This window comes from Catenulispora sp. GAS73 (assembly GCF_041262085.1).
Classification (GTDB): domain Bacteria; phylum Actinomycetota; class Actinomycetes; order Streptomycetales; family Catenulisporaceae; genus Catenulispora.
The window spans coordinates 126,143-142,613 of sequence record NZ_JBGCCM010000011.1 but is presented as its reverse complement, the minus strand read 5'-3'; the positions used below and the strand labels follow the sequence as shown (position 1 = coordinate 142,613).

The 16,471-nt window shown below is 70.4% G+C and carries 16 protein-coding genes; 7 read left to right on the top strand and 9 right to left on the bottom strand.

Annotated features, from left to right (window positions below; translation table 11 throughout):
• Positions 1 to 9: 9 nt before the first annotated feature.
• Positions 10 to 375: a MerR family transcriptional regulator gene (locus ABH935_RS18490; protein WP_370379137.1), complete on the bottom strand. Its 366-nt coding sequence runs from the start codon at positions 373 to 375 to the stop codon at positions 10 to 12.
• Positions 376 to 433: 58 nt separating this feature from the next.
• On the opposite strand from ABH935_RS18490, the gene ABH935_RS18485 reads away from it, so the two are divergent.
• Both ABH935_RS18485 and ABH935_RS18480 read left to right on the top strand, forming a co-directional pair.
• Positions 434 to 1,342: an NAD(P)-dependent oxidoreductase gene (locus tag ABH935_RS18485; RefSeq protein WP_370379136.1), complete on the top strand. Its 909-nt coding sequence runs from the start codon at positions 434 to 436 to the stop codon at positions 1,340 to 1,342.
• Positions 1,343 to 1,421: 79 nt separating this feature from the next.
• Positions 1,422 to 2,369, top strand: coding sequence for a TIGR01777 family oxidoreductase (locus ABH935_RS18480; protein WP_370379135.1), 948 nt, complete (start codon positions 1,422 to 1,424; stop codon positions 2,367 to 2,369).
• A 651-nt stretch (positions 2,370 to 3,020) separates the two neighbouring features.
• Here ABH935_RS18480 and ABH935_RS18475 read toward each other — a convergent pair.
• The 3 genes from ABH935_RS18475 to ABH935_RS18465 all read right to left on the bottom strand — a co-directional run bounded on the left by ABH935_RS18475 (position 3,021) and on the right by ABH935_RS18465 (position 5,826).
• The gene (locus tag ABH935_RS18475) at positions 3,021 to 3,320 is read right to left on the bottom strand and encodes a DUF2218 domain-containing protein (RefSeq protein WP_370379134.1); all 300 of its coding nucleotides are present in this window, start codon (positions 3,318 to 3,320) and stop codon (positions 3,021 to 3,023) included.
• 68 nt (positions 3,321 to 3,388) lie between these two features.
• Positions 3,389 to 4,525, bottom strand: coding sequence for an aldo/keto reductase (locus tag ABH935_RS18470; protein WP_370379261.1), 1,137 nt, complete (start codon positions 4,523 to 4,525; stop codon positions 3,389 to 3,391).
• A gap of 110 nt (positions 4,526 to 4,635) precedes the next feature.
• Positions 4,636 to 5,826, bottom strand: coding sequence for an Ig-like domain-containing protein (locus ABH935_RS18465; protein ID WP_370379133.1), 1,191 nt, complete (start codon positions 5,824 to 5,826; stop codon positions 4,636 to 4,638).
• A 291-nt stretch (positions 5,827 to 6,117) separates the two neighbouring features.
• Between ABH935_RS18465 and ABH935_RS18460 the strand changes: the two genes are divergently transcribed.
• Positions 6,118 to 7,332: an adenosylmethionine--8-amino-7-oxononanoate transaminase gene (locus tag ABH935_RS18460; RefSeq protein ID WP_370379260.1), complete on the top strand. Its 1,215-nt coding sequence runs from the start codon at positions 6,118 to 6,120 to the stop codon at positions 7,330 to 7,332.
• A 157-nt stretch (positions 7,333 to 7,489) separates the two neighbouring features.
• Here the strand turns inward: ABH935_RS18460 and ABH935_RS18455 are convergent, their stop codons facing one another.
• A complete protein-coding gene (locus ABH935_RS18455) occupies positions 7,490 to 8,266 on the bottom strand; it encodes an SDR family oxidoreductase (protein WP_370379132.1) in 777 nt (258 codons plus the stop codon).
• 67 nt (positions 8,267 to 8,333) lie between these two features.
• Between ABH935_RS18455 and ABH935_RS18450 the strand changes: the two genes are divergently transcribed.
• The gene (locus tag ABH935_RS18450) at positions 8,334 to 9,410 is read left to right on the top strand and encodes a phosphotransferase family protein (protein WP_370379131.1); all 1,077 of its coding nucleotides are present in this window, start codon (positions 8,334 to 8,336) and stop codon (positions 9,408 to 9,410) included.
• A gap of 101 nt (positions 9,411 to 9,511) precedes the next feature.
• Here ABH935_RS18450 and ABH935_RS18445 read toward each other — a convergent pair whose 3' ends face one another.
• On the bottom strand, positions 9,512 to 10,162 hold the full coding sequence (locus ABH935_RS18445) for a hypothetical protein (protein WP_370379130.1): 651 nt from the start codon (positions 10,160 to 10,162) through the stop codon (positions 9,512 to 9,514).
• 7 nt (positions 10,163 to 10,169) lie between these two features.
• Complete coding sequence (locus ABH935_RS18440) at positions 10,170 to 11,117, bottom strand: hypothetical protein (RefSeq protein ID WP_370379129.1); 948 nt, start codon at positions 11,115 to 11,117, stop codon at positions 10,170 to 10,172.
• 233 nt (positions 11,118 to 11,350) lie between these two features.
• Here ABH935_RS18440 and ABH935_RS18435 point away from each other — a divergent pair, with 233 nt between their 5' ends.
• The 3 genes from ABH935_RS18435 to ABH935_RS18425 all read left to right on the top strand — a co-directional run bounded on the left by ABH935_RS18435 (position 11,351) and on the right by ABH935_RS18425 (position 13,436).
• Positions 11,351 to 12,166 (top strand): TetR/AcrR family transcriptional regulator, encoded by an 816-nt coding sequence (locus tag ABH935_RS18435; RefSeq protein WP_370379128.1) that lies wholly within the window; start codon positions 11,351 to 11,353, stop codon positions 12,164 to 12,166.
• A 184-nt stretch (positions 12,167 to 12,350) separates the two neighbouring features.
• Complete coding sequence (locus ABH935_RS18430; protein ID WP_370379127.1) at positions 12,351 to 12,965, top strand: DUF6230 family protein; 615 nt, start codon at positions 12,351 to 12,353, stop codon at positions 12,963 to 12,965.
• 3 nt (positions 12,966 to 12,968) lie between these two features.
• On the top strand, positions 12,969 to 13,436 hold the full coding sequence (locus ABH935_RS18425; RefSeq protein ID WP_370379126.1) for a DUF6114 domain-containing protein: 468 nt from the start codon (positions 12,969 to 12,971) through the stop codon (positions 13,434 to 13,436).
• 79 nt (positions 13,437 to 13,515) lie between these two features.
• On the opposite strand, the gene ABH935_RS18420 is transcribed toward ABH935_RS18425, so the two are convergent.
• Together ABH935_RS18420 and ABH935_RS18415 are read right to left on the bottom strand one after the other, a co-directional pair.
• The gene (locus ABH935_RS18420) at positions 13,516 to 14,787 is read right to left on the bottom strand and encodes an FAD-binding oxidoreductase (RefSeq protein ID WP_370379125.1); all 1,272 of its coding nucleotides are present in this window, start codon (positions 14,785 to 14,787) and stop codon (positions 13,516 to 13,518) included.
• Positions 14,781 to 16,283, bottom strand: a complete 1,503-nt coding sequence (locus ABH935_RS18415; RefSeq protein WP_370379124.1) for an FAD-linked oxidase C-terminal domain-containing protein — start codon at positions 16,281 to 16,283, stop codon at positions 14,781 to 14,783. Before ABH935_RS18415 ends, ABH935_RS18420 begins: the two co-directional genes overlap by 7 nt.
• Positions 16,284 to 16,471: the final 188 nt, after the last annotated feature.

The following is a 16,471-nucleotide window of genomic DNA, read 5'->3' as shown; positions in this document are numbered from 1 at the left end:
GTGGCTTCCTCAGCCGCCGGTGATCACCAGCGGCCGTCCGATCAGCGAGTCCAGAATGTCCCGCGCCGCTTCCAGGTCCTCGATCTGCTTGGTGATGCGTGCGCGCTCGACAGCCAGGCCTTCGTGCAGTTCCGGGCAGCGGCCGGTGAGGACCACGGAATCGTCGTAGACGTTCGGCAGGATCTCGGCGATGGCCGACGTGCCCAGCCCTGCGGAGAGCAGGACGCGGATGCGATGGACGGTGGCGACGCTGCGTTCGTCGTAGATGCGGTAGCCGCTGGGCAGCCGGGTCGGGGCGAGCAGGCCCTGCTCCTCGTAGTAGCGCAGGGCCCGGATCGAGGCGCCGGTGCGGCGGGAGAGTTCGCCGATCTTCATGGAACCAGGAGAACGCGGGGTTGACTCTCACGTCAATGTGAGGCTTTAGCTTCGCGGCATGGACAGTGACGCACAGAAGATCGGTGATGCACAGAAGATCGCAGTACTCGGCCTCGGTCCGATGGGACAGGCGCTGGCCTCGACGTTCTCTCGCGCGGGACATGTGGTGACGGTGTGGAACCGGACGCCGGGGAAGGCTTCGGCGTTGTCGGATCTGGTCTCGGAGGCCGGCTCGGTCGCGGAGGCGGTTCTCGCGGCGGATGTGGTGGTGGCGTGCCTGATCGACGACGAGGCGGTACGTCGGGTGGTGGACGGCGTCGAGTTCGGCGGGCGTCCGTTGGTGAATCTGACCAGCGGGGATCCGGGCCAGGTGCGGGAGACGGCGGCGTGGGCGGCGTCACGGGGCATCGCCTACCTGCCCGGCGCGATCCTTACGCCGACGCCCATGATCGGTACGCCGGCCGGAACGGTCCTGCTGAGCGGCGACCCGGAGGTTCACGCCGTCGTGGCGTCGGCTCTGTCGGTCCTCGGCGGACGCATCGTCTACCTCGGTCCCGATCCGGCGCGCGCGAGCGCGTTCGACGTGGCGCTGCTGGACCTGTTCGCGACCGCGACCAACGGCCTGCTGCATTCCTTCGCCCTGGCCGCCGCCGAGGGGATCGCGCCGACCGAGTTCGCGGCTTTCGCCTCCGGCTTCGGCGGGCTGCTGCCGGAGATGGCGACGCGGTTCGCGGTCCAGATCGAAAGTGGGGACTTCCCCGGTACACGCTCGACGATCGCCTCCGCGGCCTCCGGCATTCGGCACATCGCTGCCGCGGCGCGTGCGCACGGGTTGGACACCGGCATGCTCGACGCCGTGCACGCCGCGATCGACCGGGCCGTCGCGCAGGGGTACGGCGCGGACGGCTTGGGGCGTTTGGCGACCGTCTACGGCGCGCCCGGCGTCTCGGACGTCTCGGACGTCTAGAGGTGGATCCGGACCCCGCCGACCTGCGCGAAACCGTCTCCACTACGATTTGAGCGATCGCTTAAACGGGAGGCGCAAAGTGAAGATCGTGATACCCGGCGGGTCCGGACAGGTCGGTGCGGTCGTGGAGCGTGCGTTCACGGCGGCCGGCCACTCGGTCGTCGTGCTCAGCCGGAACCCGCGGCGGCCGAACGAGGTGCGCTGGGACGGGCGGACGTTGGGCGCGTGGGCGGGGGAGATCGACGGGTGCGACGTCGTCCTGAACCTGGCGGGACGCAGCGTCAGCTGCCGGTACACGCCCGCGAACCTCCAGGAGATGATGGATTCGCGCGTGCTGTCAGCGCGCGTGGTCGGCGAGGCGATCGCCCGCGCCGAGCGTCCGCCGCAAGTCTGGCTCCAGGCCAGCACCGCGACCATCTACCAGCACACCTTCGGCGCACCGAACGACGAGGACGGCGTCATCGGCGGCGCGGAGAGCGGCGTGCCGGCGTACTGGGCCTACAGCGTCGAGATCGCCAAGAACTGGGAGCGCGAACAGGCCGAGGCGAACACCCCGCACACGCGCAAAGTGGCGCTGCGCTCCGCGATGGTGATGACCCCCGACCGCGGCGGCGTCTTCGACTACCTGGCCTGGATGGCCCGCCTCGGCTTAGGAGGCCCGGTGGCGGGCGGACGCCAGTACGTGTCCTGGATCCACGACCGCGACTTCGTCGCCGCCCTCGACTTCCTCACCACCCACCCCGAACTGACCGGCGCAGTCAACCTCGCCGCCCCGAACCCCCTCCCCCAACGCGACTTCATGCGCACCCTGCGCCACGCCTGGGGCACCCCCATCGGCCTCCCCGCGACCCGCACGATGGCCACGATCGGCGCCTTCGCCCTCCGCTCAGACACCGAACTGCTACTCAAGAGCCGCCGCGTGATCCCCGGCCGCCTCCCCAACGCCGGCTTCCGCTTCGCCCACCCGCACTGGGACGACGCAGCGCGAGACCTGGTGCGGCGAGTGCGAGCCGGCCGAGACCGCTGACCAGCACAGTCGCGATGCCCGGCCCGAATCGGCCACATCGCCGCCGCACCTGATCACTGCACCTTTGCCGCGCTCGCAGCGCTCTTTCGGCACCTTTTCGCTGCGGCCGACCACTTCACAGCCAGCGTGCTCACCTGCCTGCGCTCCAGCGAGTGTTGCGGTAGGCGCCTCCACCAGCTGTAAGCGCGCAAAACGCTGAGCTTGCTCCGACCGCGCCTCCGCCGCAGCTGGCGTGCTCGTTTGCCTGCGCTCCGCGCGAAACGCTGAGCTTGCTCCGTCCGCACCTCCGCAGCAGCCGGCGTGCTCACCTGCCTGTGCCCCGGCGAATGTTGCGCCGGCCGCCTCCATCAGCTGTAAGCGCGCGAAACGCCGAGCTTGCTCCGGCCGCATCTCCGCCGCAGCTGGCGTGCCCGCCTGCCTGTGCTCCGGCGACTGTTGCGGTAGGCGCCTTCGCCAGCTCCGACCCCGCATCTCCGCCGCAGCCGACCCGCTTGCTCTCTGCCCGGGGTCCACCGCGGCTCAGCTAGTCGCACGCTCGCCGAGCCGCGAATGCACCGCGCGGGCTACTTCGCGGCTACGGCGCTTGCGTGCCAGCGCGGCCCATCGCGCGTTCGCCAGCCGCGAGCTCGCCGCCCCCTCAGCCCGCGCCGCCTAAACCTCCGCCGCGGCCGACCACTCCACCACCAGCTCGTCCTTCTCCCCGAAGCGCACCAGGTGCCGCGCCACCACGGCCTCGACCGCCGCGAGGCGTTCGGCGTCCTCGGCGCGGGCCGTCATGCGGAGCGTGCCGGGTTCGGCGGACAGGGTGCAGCCTCCTGAGCTGAAGATCAGTGCGCCGTTCTGGCCGTCCTCCGACTGCTCGGCGTCGACCTCGCGGCCGAGGTGCGAGACCAGCTGCTTCAGATAGCGCGCGGGGCGGTCCGTGGCGACGGTGGCGACTGATTCGATCATGCTGCGATTATCTCCGCTCGGGCCGGGATCCGCGGGCGCTCCCGCCCGCCCGCGGATCCCGGGGTCCTTCACTCGGCCGAATCGTCCGCCGAGTCCGACGCCGATTCGTCCGGCGCTGCCGTCTCCGCGACCGGCTCCTCCGCCGTGGCCGTAGCCGCCGCGCGGTCCCCGGCCCCGCGCCGCCTCAGCGCCTTCTCGCTCAGCGCCGGCGGCAGCCAGCCGCCGCCCTCCGCCACCCACACCAGGTCCGTTCCGGGCGGCACGATCTCGTCGATGCGGTCCAGCGTCGCGTCGTCCAGGACCAGGTCCTGCCCGGCCAGGGAGGACTCCAGCTGCTCCATCGTGCGCGGGCCGATGATCACCGAGGTCACCGCCGGGTGCGCCAGCGGGAACGCCGTCGCCAGCTGCGGCAGGATGACGCCCAGGTCGTCGGCGAGCTTCGCCAAGTCCTCGACCGCGTCGTACTTCGCGGCGTTGGCCGGCAGCGTGGGGTCGAAGCGTTCGGCGCGCAGGGCGGCGCGGCCGACCGTGTAGTCCACGTCCGTGCCTCGGCGGTACTTGCCGCTCAGGAAGCCCCAGGCCAGCGGGCTCCAGGTGAGGACGCCCATGTTCAGGCGCTCGGCGGTCGGCAGGAGGGAGCGCTCGATGTCGCGGGCCAGGATCGAGTACGGCGGCTGCTCCGTGCGGAACTTCATCAGGCCGCGGCGCTCGGCCACGTGCCAGGCCTCGACGGTCTGCTCGGCCGGGAACGTGGAGCTGCCGAAGGAGCGGATCTTGCCGGCGCGCACCAGGTCCGTCAGGACGCCGAGGGTCTCCTCGATGTCCGTCTTCGGGTCCGGACGGTGGATCTGGTACAGGTCGATCCAGTCGGTCCGCAGCCGCCGCAGGCTGTCCTCGACGGCGCGGGTGATGTAGCGCCGGGAGTTGCCGCCGTGGTTGCGCTCGCCGTCCAGCGAGAAGTGGACCTTGGTGGCCAGCACGACGTCGTCCCGCCGGCCCTTCAGGGCCTTGCCGACGATCTCCTCGGACTCCCCGGTGGAGTACATGTCCGCGGTGTCGACGAAGTTGATCCCGGCGTCCAGCGCGGCGTGGATGATCCGCTCGCTGTCGGCGTGGTCGGGGTTGCCGATCGCGCCGAACATCATGGTGCCGAGTGCGTAGGTGCTCACTTCGATGCCGGTGGCACCGAGGACGCGGTAGTTCATCGTCATGACCGCGACGCTACGACCTGGAGTCGACTCCAGGTCAAGCGCGCACCTTCCCGGACCGCGCGGCGTGGGCGCGGGCCGCGGCTAGGGCCGGCAGCGGCGAAAGCCTAAGCCTTCACCGCGCTGCCGCTCAGCCACTGGCTCCAGTTCTCCTGCCAGTCCCCGTAGCCGTTGCCCGGCGCCACGGTCTTCGGCGAGTTCACCACCTGCACCAGGTCCCCGGGCAGCGTGCTCTGGAACAGCCAGGCCGCGCGGTCGGTCGACAGTCCGACACAGCCGTGGCTGACGTTCGCATAACCCTGCGACCCGACCGACCACGGCGCGGCGTGGATGTACGTGCCCGAATACGTCAGGTGGATCGCCCACTGTACGTTCGGGATGTCGTACGCGTCGCCGAACCCGACGGTGCGCGACTGCATGTGCACGGACGCCGCCTTGTCGATGACCGCCATGGTCCCGCCCCAGGTGTCGTCGCCCGGCTTGCCGCCGGTGACCGGCATCGAGCGGATCACCTTGTCGTTGTCGTAGACCGTCATCTCGTGCTTGGACAGGTCCACCAGCGAGAGCTGCTTGCGCCCGACGTTGAAGGCGAACGAGGTGTCGTTGCCGCCGTACTGCCCGGCCCCGGCCGGCACGCCGTCCAGGTTCAGCGACACCCGGACCTTCGTCCCGGGCTGCCAGTAGCTCTCCGGCCGCCAGTCCAGCCGCGCGTCCGACAGCCAGCTCCAGTGCCCCGGCTGCGGCGGGTCGGTCTGCACGACCAGCGCCTTCTCCACCGCCGCCCGGTCGGTGACCGGATGCGTGAACTGCACCAGGATCGGCATGCCGACGCCGACCAGGTCGCCGTTCTGCGGCTCGGTGGTCTGGAACTTCAGCTGGCTGTCGGAGGTGGGGGAGAAGGTGGTGAACGACGAGGTCCGAGTCACCTGGGTGCCGTCGGAGGCGACGCCGATCGCCGTGAGCGTGTACTTGGTGTGGGTCCGCAGGTGGTTGTCCGCGGTCCACACGGTGCCCTCAGGGTTCAGCGACCCCGGCACCGAGTTCCCGTCGGGCGCGGCCAGCGTGACCGCGGCCAGCTTCTCCCCGGACTGCGCCGTGACGCTCACCGGCACCTCGGTCCGGATGCCGGTGGCGCCGTCGGTCGGCACGCTGGTCAGCGGAATCGGCGTGGCCACCGGCTGAACGGTGGCGTTCGCGGTGCCCGGCGCGGCGGCCGAGCCGAGGGCCCCGCCGAGCAGCGTGGCGACGGCGGCGACGCCGAGGGTCCGGCGGGTGTTGCGCGGGGTCCCGGTGCGCACTCTGGTCTTCCTCAGGTTCGTGGCGGATGAGCGGTGCATACCGATACATGTGCGCCGCTTCCTCCTCATATATGCCGATCGATGAGCCGAACGGCGGAAGGCACACCGAGTTGTCCCCCAGAAGTTTGAACCGCGGTAGTAGAGCGTCCCCGTGACGAGCGGCGATGGGAGCCGCGCACGCCGAAGTGTTTTCATTGCCCGGTGACCGACGCACTGCCCCGGACCTCCCTGCCCTGGACCCCCGAACTCGCCGCCGCCGACCGCGACAAGGTCTGGCACCCCTACGCCCCGATGCCCTCGGTGGTCGAGCCCTTCCCGGTCGTAGGCGCCGACGGCGTCCGCATCCGCCTGGCCGACGGCCGCGAACTGGTCGACGGCATGGCCTCCTGGTGGTCGGCGATCCACGGCTACCGCCACCCGGTTCTGGACCAGGCCATCCGCGACCAGCTGGAATCCATGGCCCACGTGATGTTCGGCGGCCTCACCCACGCCCCGGCCGTCCGCCTCGCCGAACGCCTGACCGCCATGGCCCCGGCCGGCCTGGAGCACGTGTTCTTCGCCGACTCCGGCTCGGTCTCGGTCGAGGTCACGATCAAGATGTGCCTGCAGTACCAGCGCTCACAGGGCCACGCGTCGCGCACGCGCCTGATGACCGTCCGCGGCGGCTACCACGGCGACACCTTCGGCGCGATGGCCGTGACGGACCCGGCGGGCAGCATGCACCAGCTCTGGGCCGACGTGCTGCCCGAGCACGTCTTCGCCGACCGCCCGCCGAAGACCCTCACCGAGGAGTACGCCGCGCACCTGGCGCAGCTGGCGGCCCAGCACGCCGACACGCTCGCGGCGATCATCGTCGAGCCGGTCGTCCAGGGCGCCGGAGGGATGCACTTCTACGACCCCGAAGTGCTGAAGGTCCTGCGCGGGCTGTGCGACGAACACGGCCTGCTGCTGGTCTTCGACGAGATCGCCACCGGCTTCGGCCGCACCGGCGAGCTGTTCGCCGCGGAGCACGCGGACGTCAGCCCGGACATCATGACCGTCGGCAAGGCCCTGACCGGCGGCTACATGACGATGGCCGCGGTGCTGTGCACGACCCGCGTCGCGCACGGGATCTCCAGCGGCGAGGCCCCGGTGCTGATGCACGGACCGACGTTCATGGCCAACCCCCTGGCATGCGCGGCGGCGTACGCCTCGACCGGACTGCTGCTGGAAGGCGCATGGCGCGCGCAGGTGGACGGAATCGGAAAGCTGCTGACGGAGCGGCTGGAACCGGCGCGCGAGCTGCCAGGCGTGGCGGACGTGCGGGTGCTGGGCGCGATCGGGGTGATCGAAATGGAGCAGCCGACTGACATGCGTGTGGCGACTAAGGCGGCGATGGACCAGGGCGTGTGGATCCGGCCGTTCGGGAAGCTGCTGTATGTCATGCCGCCGTACGTGACGGCGGAAGGGGATGTCGCGCGGATCGCTGCGGCGCTGGTGGCCGCAGCTCGGGCTTCGGGGGCGTGAGCCGGGAGTGAGCGGGGAGCGTGAGGCGGGCTGCGGACATCGGGGGCGTGAGTCGATGTCAGCCGTGGGCGCTATACCTATAAAAGGGGCGAAAACGTCCTAACAAAATGCGAGGCCCGACAGAGCCCCGACCGAGCCCCGCCCGCCCAGCCACCCCTCAAATCCCACCCTTGATCATCGCCCCACCATCCACCACCAGCACCTCCCCGGTGATCCACGAAGCCAGCTCGCTCGCCAAGAACAGCGCCGCGTTCGCGATATCCTGCGGCTCTCCGAGCCGCTCCAGCGCCCACGGGTACTTCGCGTCCGGCTCCGCGCCCTCCCACAGCATCCGCGCGAACTCCGTCTTCACCAGCCCCGGGGCGATCGCGTTCACGCGCACCGCCGGCGCCAGCTCGCCCGCCAGGTGCTTCGTCTGGTGGATCAGCGCCGCCTTCGTGGTCCCGTAGACGCCCAGCGGGTCGTTGAACTGCAGGCCGCTGACCGAGGACAGGTTGATCACGCACCCGCCGGGCCGCTCCGCCTCCGGGTTCATCGCCTGGCGCCAGGCCTCCTGGGTCCAGATCAGCGGGCCGCGCAGGTTGACCTCGACCGTCTTGTCGAAGCGCGCGGCGTCCACGTCGATCACGTTGCCGAAGTGCGGGTTCGTCGCCGCGTTGTTGACCAGGATGTCCAGCGTCCCGAACGTGTCGACGGCGAACTTCACACAGTCGTGCGCCGCCTGCGGGTCGCCGGCGTGCGCGGCGAAGGGCAGCACCTCGGCGTCCGGGACCTGCGCGCGGATCTCCTCGGCGGCGCGCTCCAGGCCGTCGAGCTTGCGGGAGCTGATCACCACCCGGGCGCCGCAGGCCGCGTAGGTGGCCGCGATGGCCTGGCCGATGCCGCGGGAACCGCCGGTCACCAGGGCGACCTTGCCGTCGAGTCGGATGTCCACTGCCTGCTCCCTCGCGCCGTAATCTTCGCTCTTCCGCGACGGAACGATAGGCCATACCTTTCGAAGGGTGACAGACCCCGCCGCGCCCGCCCTGTCCGGGCTCGACCCGGCAGCCGTCGCCGGCTACCTCGCCGCCGTCCCGCACCTGGAGGCCCGACCCCCGCTGACCGCCGAGCTGATCGCCGGCGGTCTTTCCAATCTCACCTACGAAGTCCGCGACGCCGACGGCCGCGCCTGGGTGCTGCGCCGGCCGCCGCTGGGGCACGTGCTGCCCACCGCGCACGACATGCGCCGCGAGTTCCGCGTGATCTCCGCGCTGCACGGCAGTGGGACCGTGCCGGTGGCGCGCGCCTACGTGCTGTGCGAGGACACCGACGTGATCGGCGCGCCCTTCTACCTGATGGAGAAGGTCGACGGCGTGGTGCTGCGGACGCGCGAGCAGTGCGCGACGCTCACCGCGGCGCAGCGGCGCTCGGTCGGCGAGAGCCTCGTCGACGTCCTCGCCGCGCTGCACGGAGTCGATCCGGCGCAGGTGGGACTGGCCGATTTCGGGCGTCCGGAAGGGTACCTGCACCGGCAGCTGGACCGGTGGGACAGGCAGTACGCCTCATCACAGAGCCGTGAGATCAGGGGACTGTTCGAGCTCGGCGACGGGCTGCGCGCCGCCGTCCCGGTGACTCAGCGCTCGACGATCCTGCACGGCGACTACCGGCTGGACAACGTGATGATGCGGCTCGCCGGCTGTGGGGAGACCGGCGGCTTCGCCGTCGCCGCCGTCTTCGACTGGGAGATGTCCACCCTCGGCGACCCCCTGGCCGACCTGGGCCTGCTGCTCACCTACTGGGAGGACCCCGGCCACCCGCCGAAGGACATCCTGGCGGCCAGCGGCGGCGGCCTGACCAACCAGGAGGGCTTCCCCGGCAGCCGCGAGATCGTCGACCGCTACCAGAGCGCGACCGGCCTGATCGTCGACGACCTCGACTGGTACATCGCCTTCAGCCACTACAAGCTCGCGGTGATCCTGGAGGGCATCCACTACCGCCACGAGCACGGCCTGACCCTCGGCGAGGGCTTCGAACGCGCCGGGGCGGCGGTTCCGGCGTTGGTCGAGCTCGGCCGGCGCTACCTGGACAAGACGAGGTAGAAGCGGAGGAGCCCGGAGCCCGACCGGGCCCCTCCGCTTGTGGGGCGGTTCAGCGTATTGGTTGTGAGGGCTCGCTGTCAGTTTCCGCCCCGCGGCCTCCCTTAATTGACGTACACCGCCTGGTTGCTCTGCGAGGAGTCCAGCACCGGACCCACTCCGCCGCTGAACGTGCCGCTGCTCGGGCACAGCCCGGATCCGCTGATCAGGTTGACGTTCTGCGTCGCGAAGCTGATCGACTTGCTCACGTTCGACAGCGCGCCGTCGATCTCGGTCACCGAGCCGGTGGTCCCGTAGTCACAGGTGACGTCGCCCAGGAACGAGGCCAGCGTGACCTGCTCGTCCAGGTTGGTGACCTTCAGCGTCGGGCTGGAGCCGTCCACGACGGTGCCGTTCGCCGGGCCGTTGATCTCCACGCTGACCACACCGATGGTGCCGCCGATGGTGGTGCTGCAGTTCGCCGGGTCCGCGTGCAGGCCGGTGATGGACTCGGTGGCGTTGCCGGAGCCGACCGCCGGGTTGGCGGTGACGCCGGCGGTGAACGAGCCGGTGCTGCAGTCGATGGTGCCGCTGCTGGTGGTGAAGATGAAGTCGCTGTTGATCGCGCCGGTGAGGGTGTCGCCGACGTTCGCGTTGGTGCCGCCGGCGCTGCCGACGGTCAGCACACCGCCGGTGCTGGCGCCGGCCTGGCCGGCCGCGCCGAGCACGAGGCCGGCGGCGGCCAGAGCGGTCAGGGCGAGGGTACGGGTGCGCATGACGGACTCACTTTCTGGTGGCGTTGATGGCGTTGATCAGGTCGCTGTCGCTGTTGTCGACGGCGAGCGCGGTGGTGACCGAGGAGAGCGTGATGGCGTTGTGGCCGGCCGCCGAGGGCAGGCCGAACAGCAGGTTCACGATCCAGTCGGCGGTGTCGAACAGGCCGCAGCCGTTGGCCGAGGGCACGGCCAGCGCGTTGTCGTTCAGCGTCGCGCCGTTGAAGCCGACGATCATGGGCCGGAAGCCGTTGGGGTCCCGGCCGATGGAGATCGTGCCGGTGCTGCCCTTGACCGGCTGGTTCGGCGGCGGCGGGCTCGTGGTCCCGGCCGTCGGGCTCAGGACGATCGGGGCGCTGTCGGAGCCGACGTAGCAGTCCGGGCCGAGGAACAGGTTCATCAGATGGAGCTTGATCGGCAGCTGGAACAGCGGGTAATTCTCGCCGGCGGACAGCGGGGCGAAGTTCGCGATCGGACCGGCGAGCTCGATCTGGACGATGGCGCTGGTGACGCCGGGCCAGAAGTTGGACAGACCGGGGATCGGCACGTCCAGCGGGCCGGCCTGAAGCTCGTTGCCGTCGGTCGGCGTCACGGTGGAGAACAGCTGCGCGGTGGTCTTGTCCGGGAACGTGACCGTGGGGCCGCCCTTGGCCCAGGTGACGCCGAACGTGACGGTCATCGGTGAGCTGAAGTTCACCTGAGTGGAACCCACAGAGAACCCGCCACCGCCTATGGTGGCGACCACGCAACCCACGACGGCCTGATTCGGGTCCTGCATCTGGGTGCTGGAGGTGGGGCACGTGCCCATGCCCGTGTACGGGCCCGAAGGCTGCCCGGTCGCGGCGGCGGACGGCGAGGCGGCCACGGCGACGAGCGCCAGGGCGGCCGCGACCGCGGCGGCTGCACGTTTTCTGAACCGATGGAATCTGAACCGATGGAACAGGCCTGGGACAGCCATGTTCACGCTCCCTCGTCAGCGGGGATGTCAGATGAGCGGGGACTGCGTCGACGACGACGCCGGGGAGAAGCACGATCGAGTAGGCGTTTGTGCAGATCGAAGAGCGCTCTTGCAGGGTTCGAGCACAGACTTTCAGGGGTCGAATACAGATCACACTCTGATACCGGCCGGTAACAAAACCCGTGGGAGTTGTAACTCCGCGGAGTTCTCCAGTCAAGCCCCCGGGGGAGAAGATGCCTGTTTCACCCGTTCTGGCCCCGCTGCCCGGCGCGCGTTCCCCGCGTGATCCGCAGAGGGCGATCAAACGCGGGCCCAGCCGGGTGCCGCGCGAGCAGGTCGTGGCGACGCAGCGGGACCGGCTGTACGACGGCCTGGTGCGCACGGTCGCCGAACGCGGCTACGCGAACGCCTCGGTCAGCGACATCTGCCGGGTCTCCGGCGTCACGCGACCGGCGTTCTACGAGCACTTCGAGAGCAAGCAGGGGGCCTTCCTGGCCGCCTACCGGCATGGGACGGACGTGCTGTTCGCCATGCTGCGGCACGCTTTTTGCGACACGGTGGACATCGACGAGGCCGTGGGCGGGACCGCCCCCCACATCGCCGAGCCCGACGTCGAGACCTGGACCCGTGCCACCAGCGCGGTTCTCAGTGTTCTGCTGGACGTCCTGGCCAGCGTCCCGGCCTTCGCCACCGCGGCGATCGTCGAGATCGACGCCGTCGGCCCGGCCGGCCGCCAGGCCCGCTCCGAGCGCCTGCGCGACTTCGAGGCCTTCTTCGCCCTGGCCCCGGCCACGCCGCCGGCCGTGGACCGCGGGGAGTTGGTGAACGCGGTGGTCGCCGGCGCGTACGGGACCCTCTACCGGTACATCGCCAACGGCCGCGTGACCGAACTCCCGAACCTGCTGCCCGGTCTGGTCTATTTCGTCGTCGCGCCCTTCGTCGGCCCCGAGCTCGCCGCGAAGGCGTCGAACGCCGCGCTGGCAGATCATCCCCGCTCGGTGGCTCCGTGTGTCCCGGCGCAGGCCGACGCCGGTGTCGGCAGCGACTGAATCAGCGCCCGAAGAATCAGGTTCCGAACGGTTGACCGATTCAAAACCCTGAGAGTATGTTACCCGTCAGTCACCTAGCAGGTGACTCATGTCACATTCCAGCCGTGCCGGTGCTGGTTCCATCTCGTCCAGGCGATCGCGCCGGCAAGCCCCGCGCCTGGTGACAGGAACGGAAAGGAGCCGAATGGCGACGAAATCCGTCAAGGCCGAGGGCAAGGTCCGCTACCGCCGCGCCGCGATACCCGGAGTGGCCGCGCTGGCCACCACCGGCGCACTCGTGATCCTGACGGCGCAGGGCGCGCTCGGCGTGCAGTTCGCGATCTCGGGCATGCCGTTCGTGGTGACCGCGAGCCACCTGCACGGGTCGAACTTCCAGCAGTACGGCGACCTGGACTCCGGTCTGAAGGGCAACCCCTGGCTGAAGAGCTCCAACGGCCAGGCCGTGGTCATGACCTCGGTCATCGGGGACGCGCAGATCACCAACCTGTGCCAGAGCGTCAACCTGGTCGGCATCAACCTGGTGATCCGGGCCGGCAGCGGATCCACACCGGTGCACGCCACCAACCTCGTGCTGGACTCGACCGACCTGTCCGGCGACGCGACGTTCAACAACATCCAGATCGGCCGCGACGCCAGCACCCTGACCGAGGTCCCGTCCGTCGAGGGCCACCCGTTCACCTTCGCGCAGCAGGCGGACACCGTGGACATCGACAACGTCCGACAGGACAGCTACGCGACCACCGCGTCGACGTTCTCGCTGCCCGGCCTGAGCATGAGCTTCCAGAGCAAGGGCTGCTGAACGGTGACAGAGCACGAAGAAGGCGCGCTCCTCTTCCCGGAGGCCCCGGCCCCCGAGGAGCACGGAGGAGCGCGCCGTGCCTTCCGGCACTGGCGCCGCACCCGGCCGTTCTGGGGCGGCCTGCTGGTGGCGTTGGGCGGCGGCGAGATGCTGGCGCTCTACCACGCCGCGATGAAGGTCACGATCCACATGGGCCTGTACGGCCTGGCCGGCTACGCGGTCCCGGTCCTGCTGGTGGTGCTGGGCCTGTGCCTGATCTTCGACCCCCAGCACCGCGTCTTCTACTCGGTGCTCTCCCTGCTGTTCGCCGCCGCCAGCTGGATGACCAGCAACCTCGGCGGCTTCCTGATCGGCATGCTGCTGGCGATGGCCGGGGGCTCGCTCGCGTTCGGCTGGGCCGAGGCGGAGCAGCCGGAGGAAGAGCCGGCGCGGCAGCTGGAGAACGCCCCCCAAGGGCTGCCGACTCCCTGAGGCGCGCCGCAGGCGGGTGTCTGGGAGGGGCGAAGTCTTCTGCTCGGGTGCGGTTGGGCTGTGGTTTACAGGCGATTTCTCAGAACCAAGGCGCGAACCGCCCCGGAGCAAACCGATTCTCCGGATCGAAGTTCCCCTTCACCCGCCTCATCACCTCAACGCTCCCCGGCGCGCGCCCCCAGGACTCCACCATCGCGTCCACCCCCGGGCGCCGCCTCCGCAGCATCACGAACCCGCCGACCGCCTCGACCGACGCGCGCCAGTTCTTCACGACCTCGGCGTGCGCCTTGGCGTCGGACCCCGTGATGCGCACGGTGTAGGCGCCGGTCGCCGGGCTGCACGTCAGCAGCGCCTTGACCCCCGCCCGGTCCGCCCACGCCGACAGCGCCCCGACCAGCGCCGGATCCACCCCGGGCCGCGTTGCCGCGCGCATCACCGTGTCTCCGGGTTCTGCGACGACCCGGGCCGCGTGCGACTCCCAGAAGCTGTGCGCCTCGCCTTCGTCCAGCTCCGCCAGGCTCCCCGTGAGCATCGAGCGCGCGGCCGCCGCCCGGGCCGCCGCGCCGTCGGCGGTGCCGTCGAAGCGCACCGCCAGCACCTGCTCCGGTTCGCACCACTCCACCGCCGTGGGTTCGATCGCCGACTTCGTCAGCGCCCACGTCAGCCGCTGCGCCGTCGCGGTGTCGACGTCGCGCGCCATCACCGTGCGCGAGGTCTGGGGGAGCGGGTGCACCCGCAGCACGAGCTCGACCACCACGCCCAGCGTTCCCAGCGATCCGTGGCACAGCTTCGCCAGGTCGTAGCCGGCCACGTTCTTGATGACGTGCCCGCCGCTCTTGGCGATCGCGCCGTCCGGGAACACCATCGTCGCGCCGATGACCAGCTCCCGCAGCGATCCGTACGCCATGCGCCGCGGGCCCGCGTCGCCGGTGGCCAGCAGGCCGCCGATCGTCGCCTCCGAGCGCGCCGGGTCGTACGGCAGCCACTGCCCGTGCTCGGCCAGCTCCTCCTGGAGCGCGTCCAGCCGGATCCCGCCCTGGACGTGCACCGTCATGTCCGCGGGCCGGTAGTCCAGCACCCGGTCCATGCCGGCGAGGGACACTGTGGTGCGCGCGTCGCGCACCGGCGCGCCCCACGTGGTCGCCGTTCCTGTGCCGCGTATCAGCACCGCGCCGTTCGTGGTGACGGCGTCGCGCAGGTCCTTCACCGTCGTCGGCGTGATCGAGCGCGGGCCGGACGACGGCTCGAAGGTCGGCGCGCCGTCGGCCGACGAGCCGTGGGACGCCGACGAGCCGCCGGCGGACGGATGCCCGCCGGGGGTGGAAGCGGAGGAGGATGAAGCGCCTACCATCTCTGGATCTTTCCGGTCTCTTCGAGCGGGTGCGGCTGATAGGCCCCGCCCCTGGCCTCGCCGCACAACGCGGGAGTCGGGAACACCTTGTTGGGGTTGCACAGCCCTGACGGGTCGAACGCGGCGCGCAGACGGTCCATCGCCGTCAGGTCCGCGGGGGAGAACATTTTGGGCATCGAGCACGCTTTGTCCACGCCGATCCCGTGCTCGCCGGACAGCGAGCCGCCGAGGGCGACGCACAGCTCCGCGATCGCCGCGGCGAGCGCTTCGGCGGCCGGACCCTCGCCGTCCGATTCGCGGTACAAAACGAGGGGATGGAGGTTTCCATCGCCCGCGTGGAACACATTGGCAACACGCAACCCTGCGGCCGAAGAAAGGTCCGCAATTCCGGCCAATGCCTCAGCGAGCCGGGTCCGCGGTACGACTCCGTCCTGCAAAAGGAATTCCGGAGAGAGCCTCCCCATCGCCGCGAAGGCGGCCTTGCGGCCGGCCCAGATCGCCGCGCGCTCGGCGTCGTCCGCGGCGATGCGCAGCCGGGTGCACGCGTGCTCCGAACACAGGGCGCTGACCTGCTCGAACAGCTCCGCGCACTCCTCGCCGGGGCCGTCCAGCTCGATGATGAGCGAGGCTGCCGCTTCCCGGTCGTAGCCGGCGTGCACGGCGTCCTCGCAGGCGCGAATGGCCAGGTTGTCCATCATCTCGATGGCCGCGGGCACGATCCCGGCGGCGATCACCGCGCTGACCGTCTCGCAGGCCGAGGGCACGTCCGGGAAGTCCGCGACCAGCGTCCGCACGACCTCCGGCTTCCGCAGCAGACGCACCGCGATCCGGGTGGCGACGCCGCACGTTCCCTCGGCGCCGACGAACACTCCGCGCAGGTCATAGCCGGGGGCGTCATAACAAGGTGCTTCTATGTCATCCGAGCCCAGGACGACCGTCGAGCCGTCCGGCAGCACGGTTTCGACCGCGAGCACATGATGCGAGGTGAAGCCGTATTTCAGGCAGTGCGCGCCGCCGGAGTTCTCCGCGACGTTGCCGCCGATCGTGCACACCACCTGTGAGGAGGGGTCCGGCGCGTAGTAGAGCCCGAATCCGGCGACGGCGGCACTGATCGACAGGTTGGTCGCGCCCGGCTCCACGACGGCCACCATCCGGTCCGGATCCACATCAAGTATCCGGTTGAGCTTTGCTAATGCGATGACGACCCCTGATTCAGCCGGCAGCGCGCCCCCGGACAAACCGGTCCCGGCGCCGCGTGCGACGTACGGGACGCCGTGCCGCAGGCACGCCCGGACGATCGGGGCGACCTGGGAGCGATCGGCGGGGAGCAGGACCAGACCGGGCAAAACGCGGTGCGCGGTGAGCGCGTCGGTCTCATACGCTCGACGTTCGGCCTCGCCGGAGAGCACGCGCAGCGTCGGACCGCACTCCCGGCGCAGGTCAGCCAGGACCGCGTCGAGCTTTCGCCGCCGGTCCGTCGCGGCTTCCGCATCCACCCGCCGTGCCCCCTTTCGGCTGTCCCCCGGCGATGGTCTGCCCGTTTCCGCCCCGTAGTAGATCACCACAGATTATTAGTAGAGCAACACAGATCGCCATTGTGCGCCACCGGTGCGAGCCCCGGCGGGGCGTCGGGCGCGGGTGGACACCCGTGCCCCGATCATGTATGTGTTCTGATAATCACTGG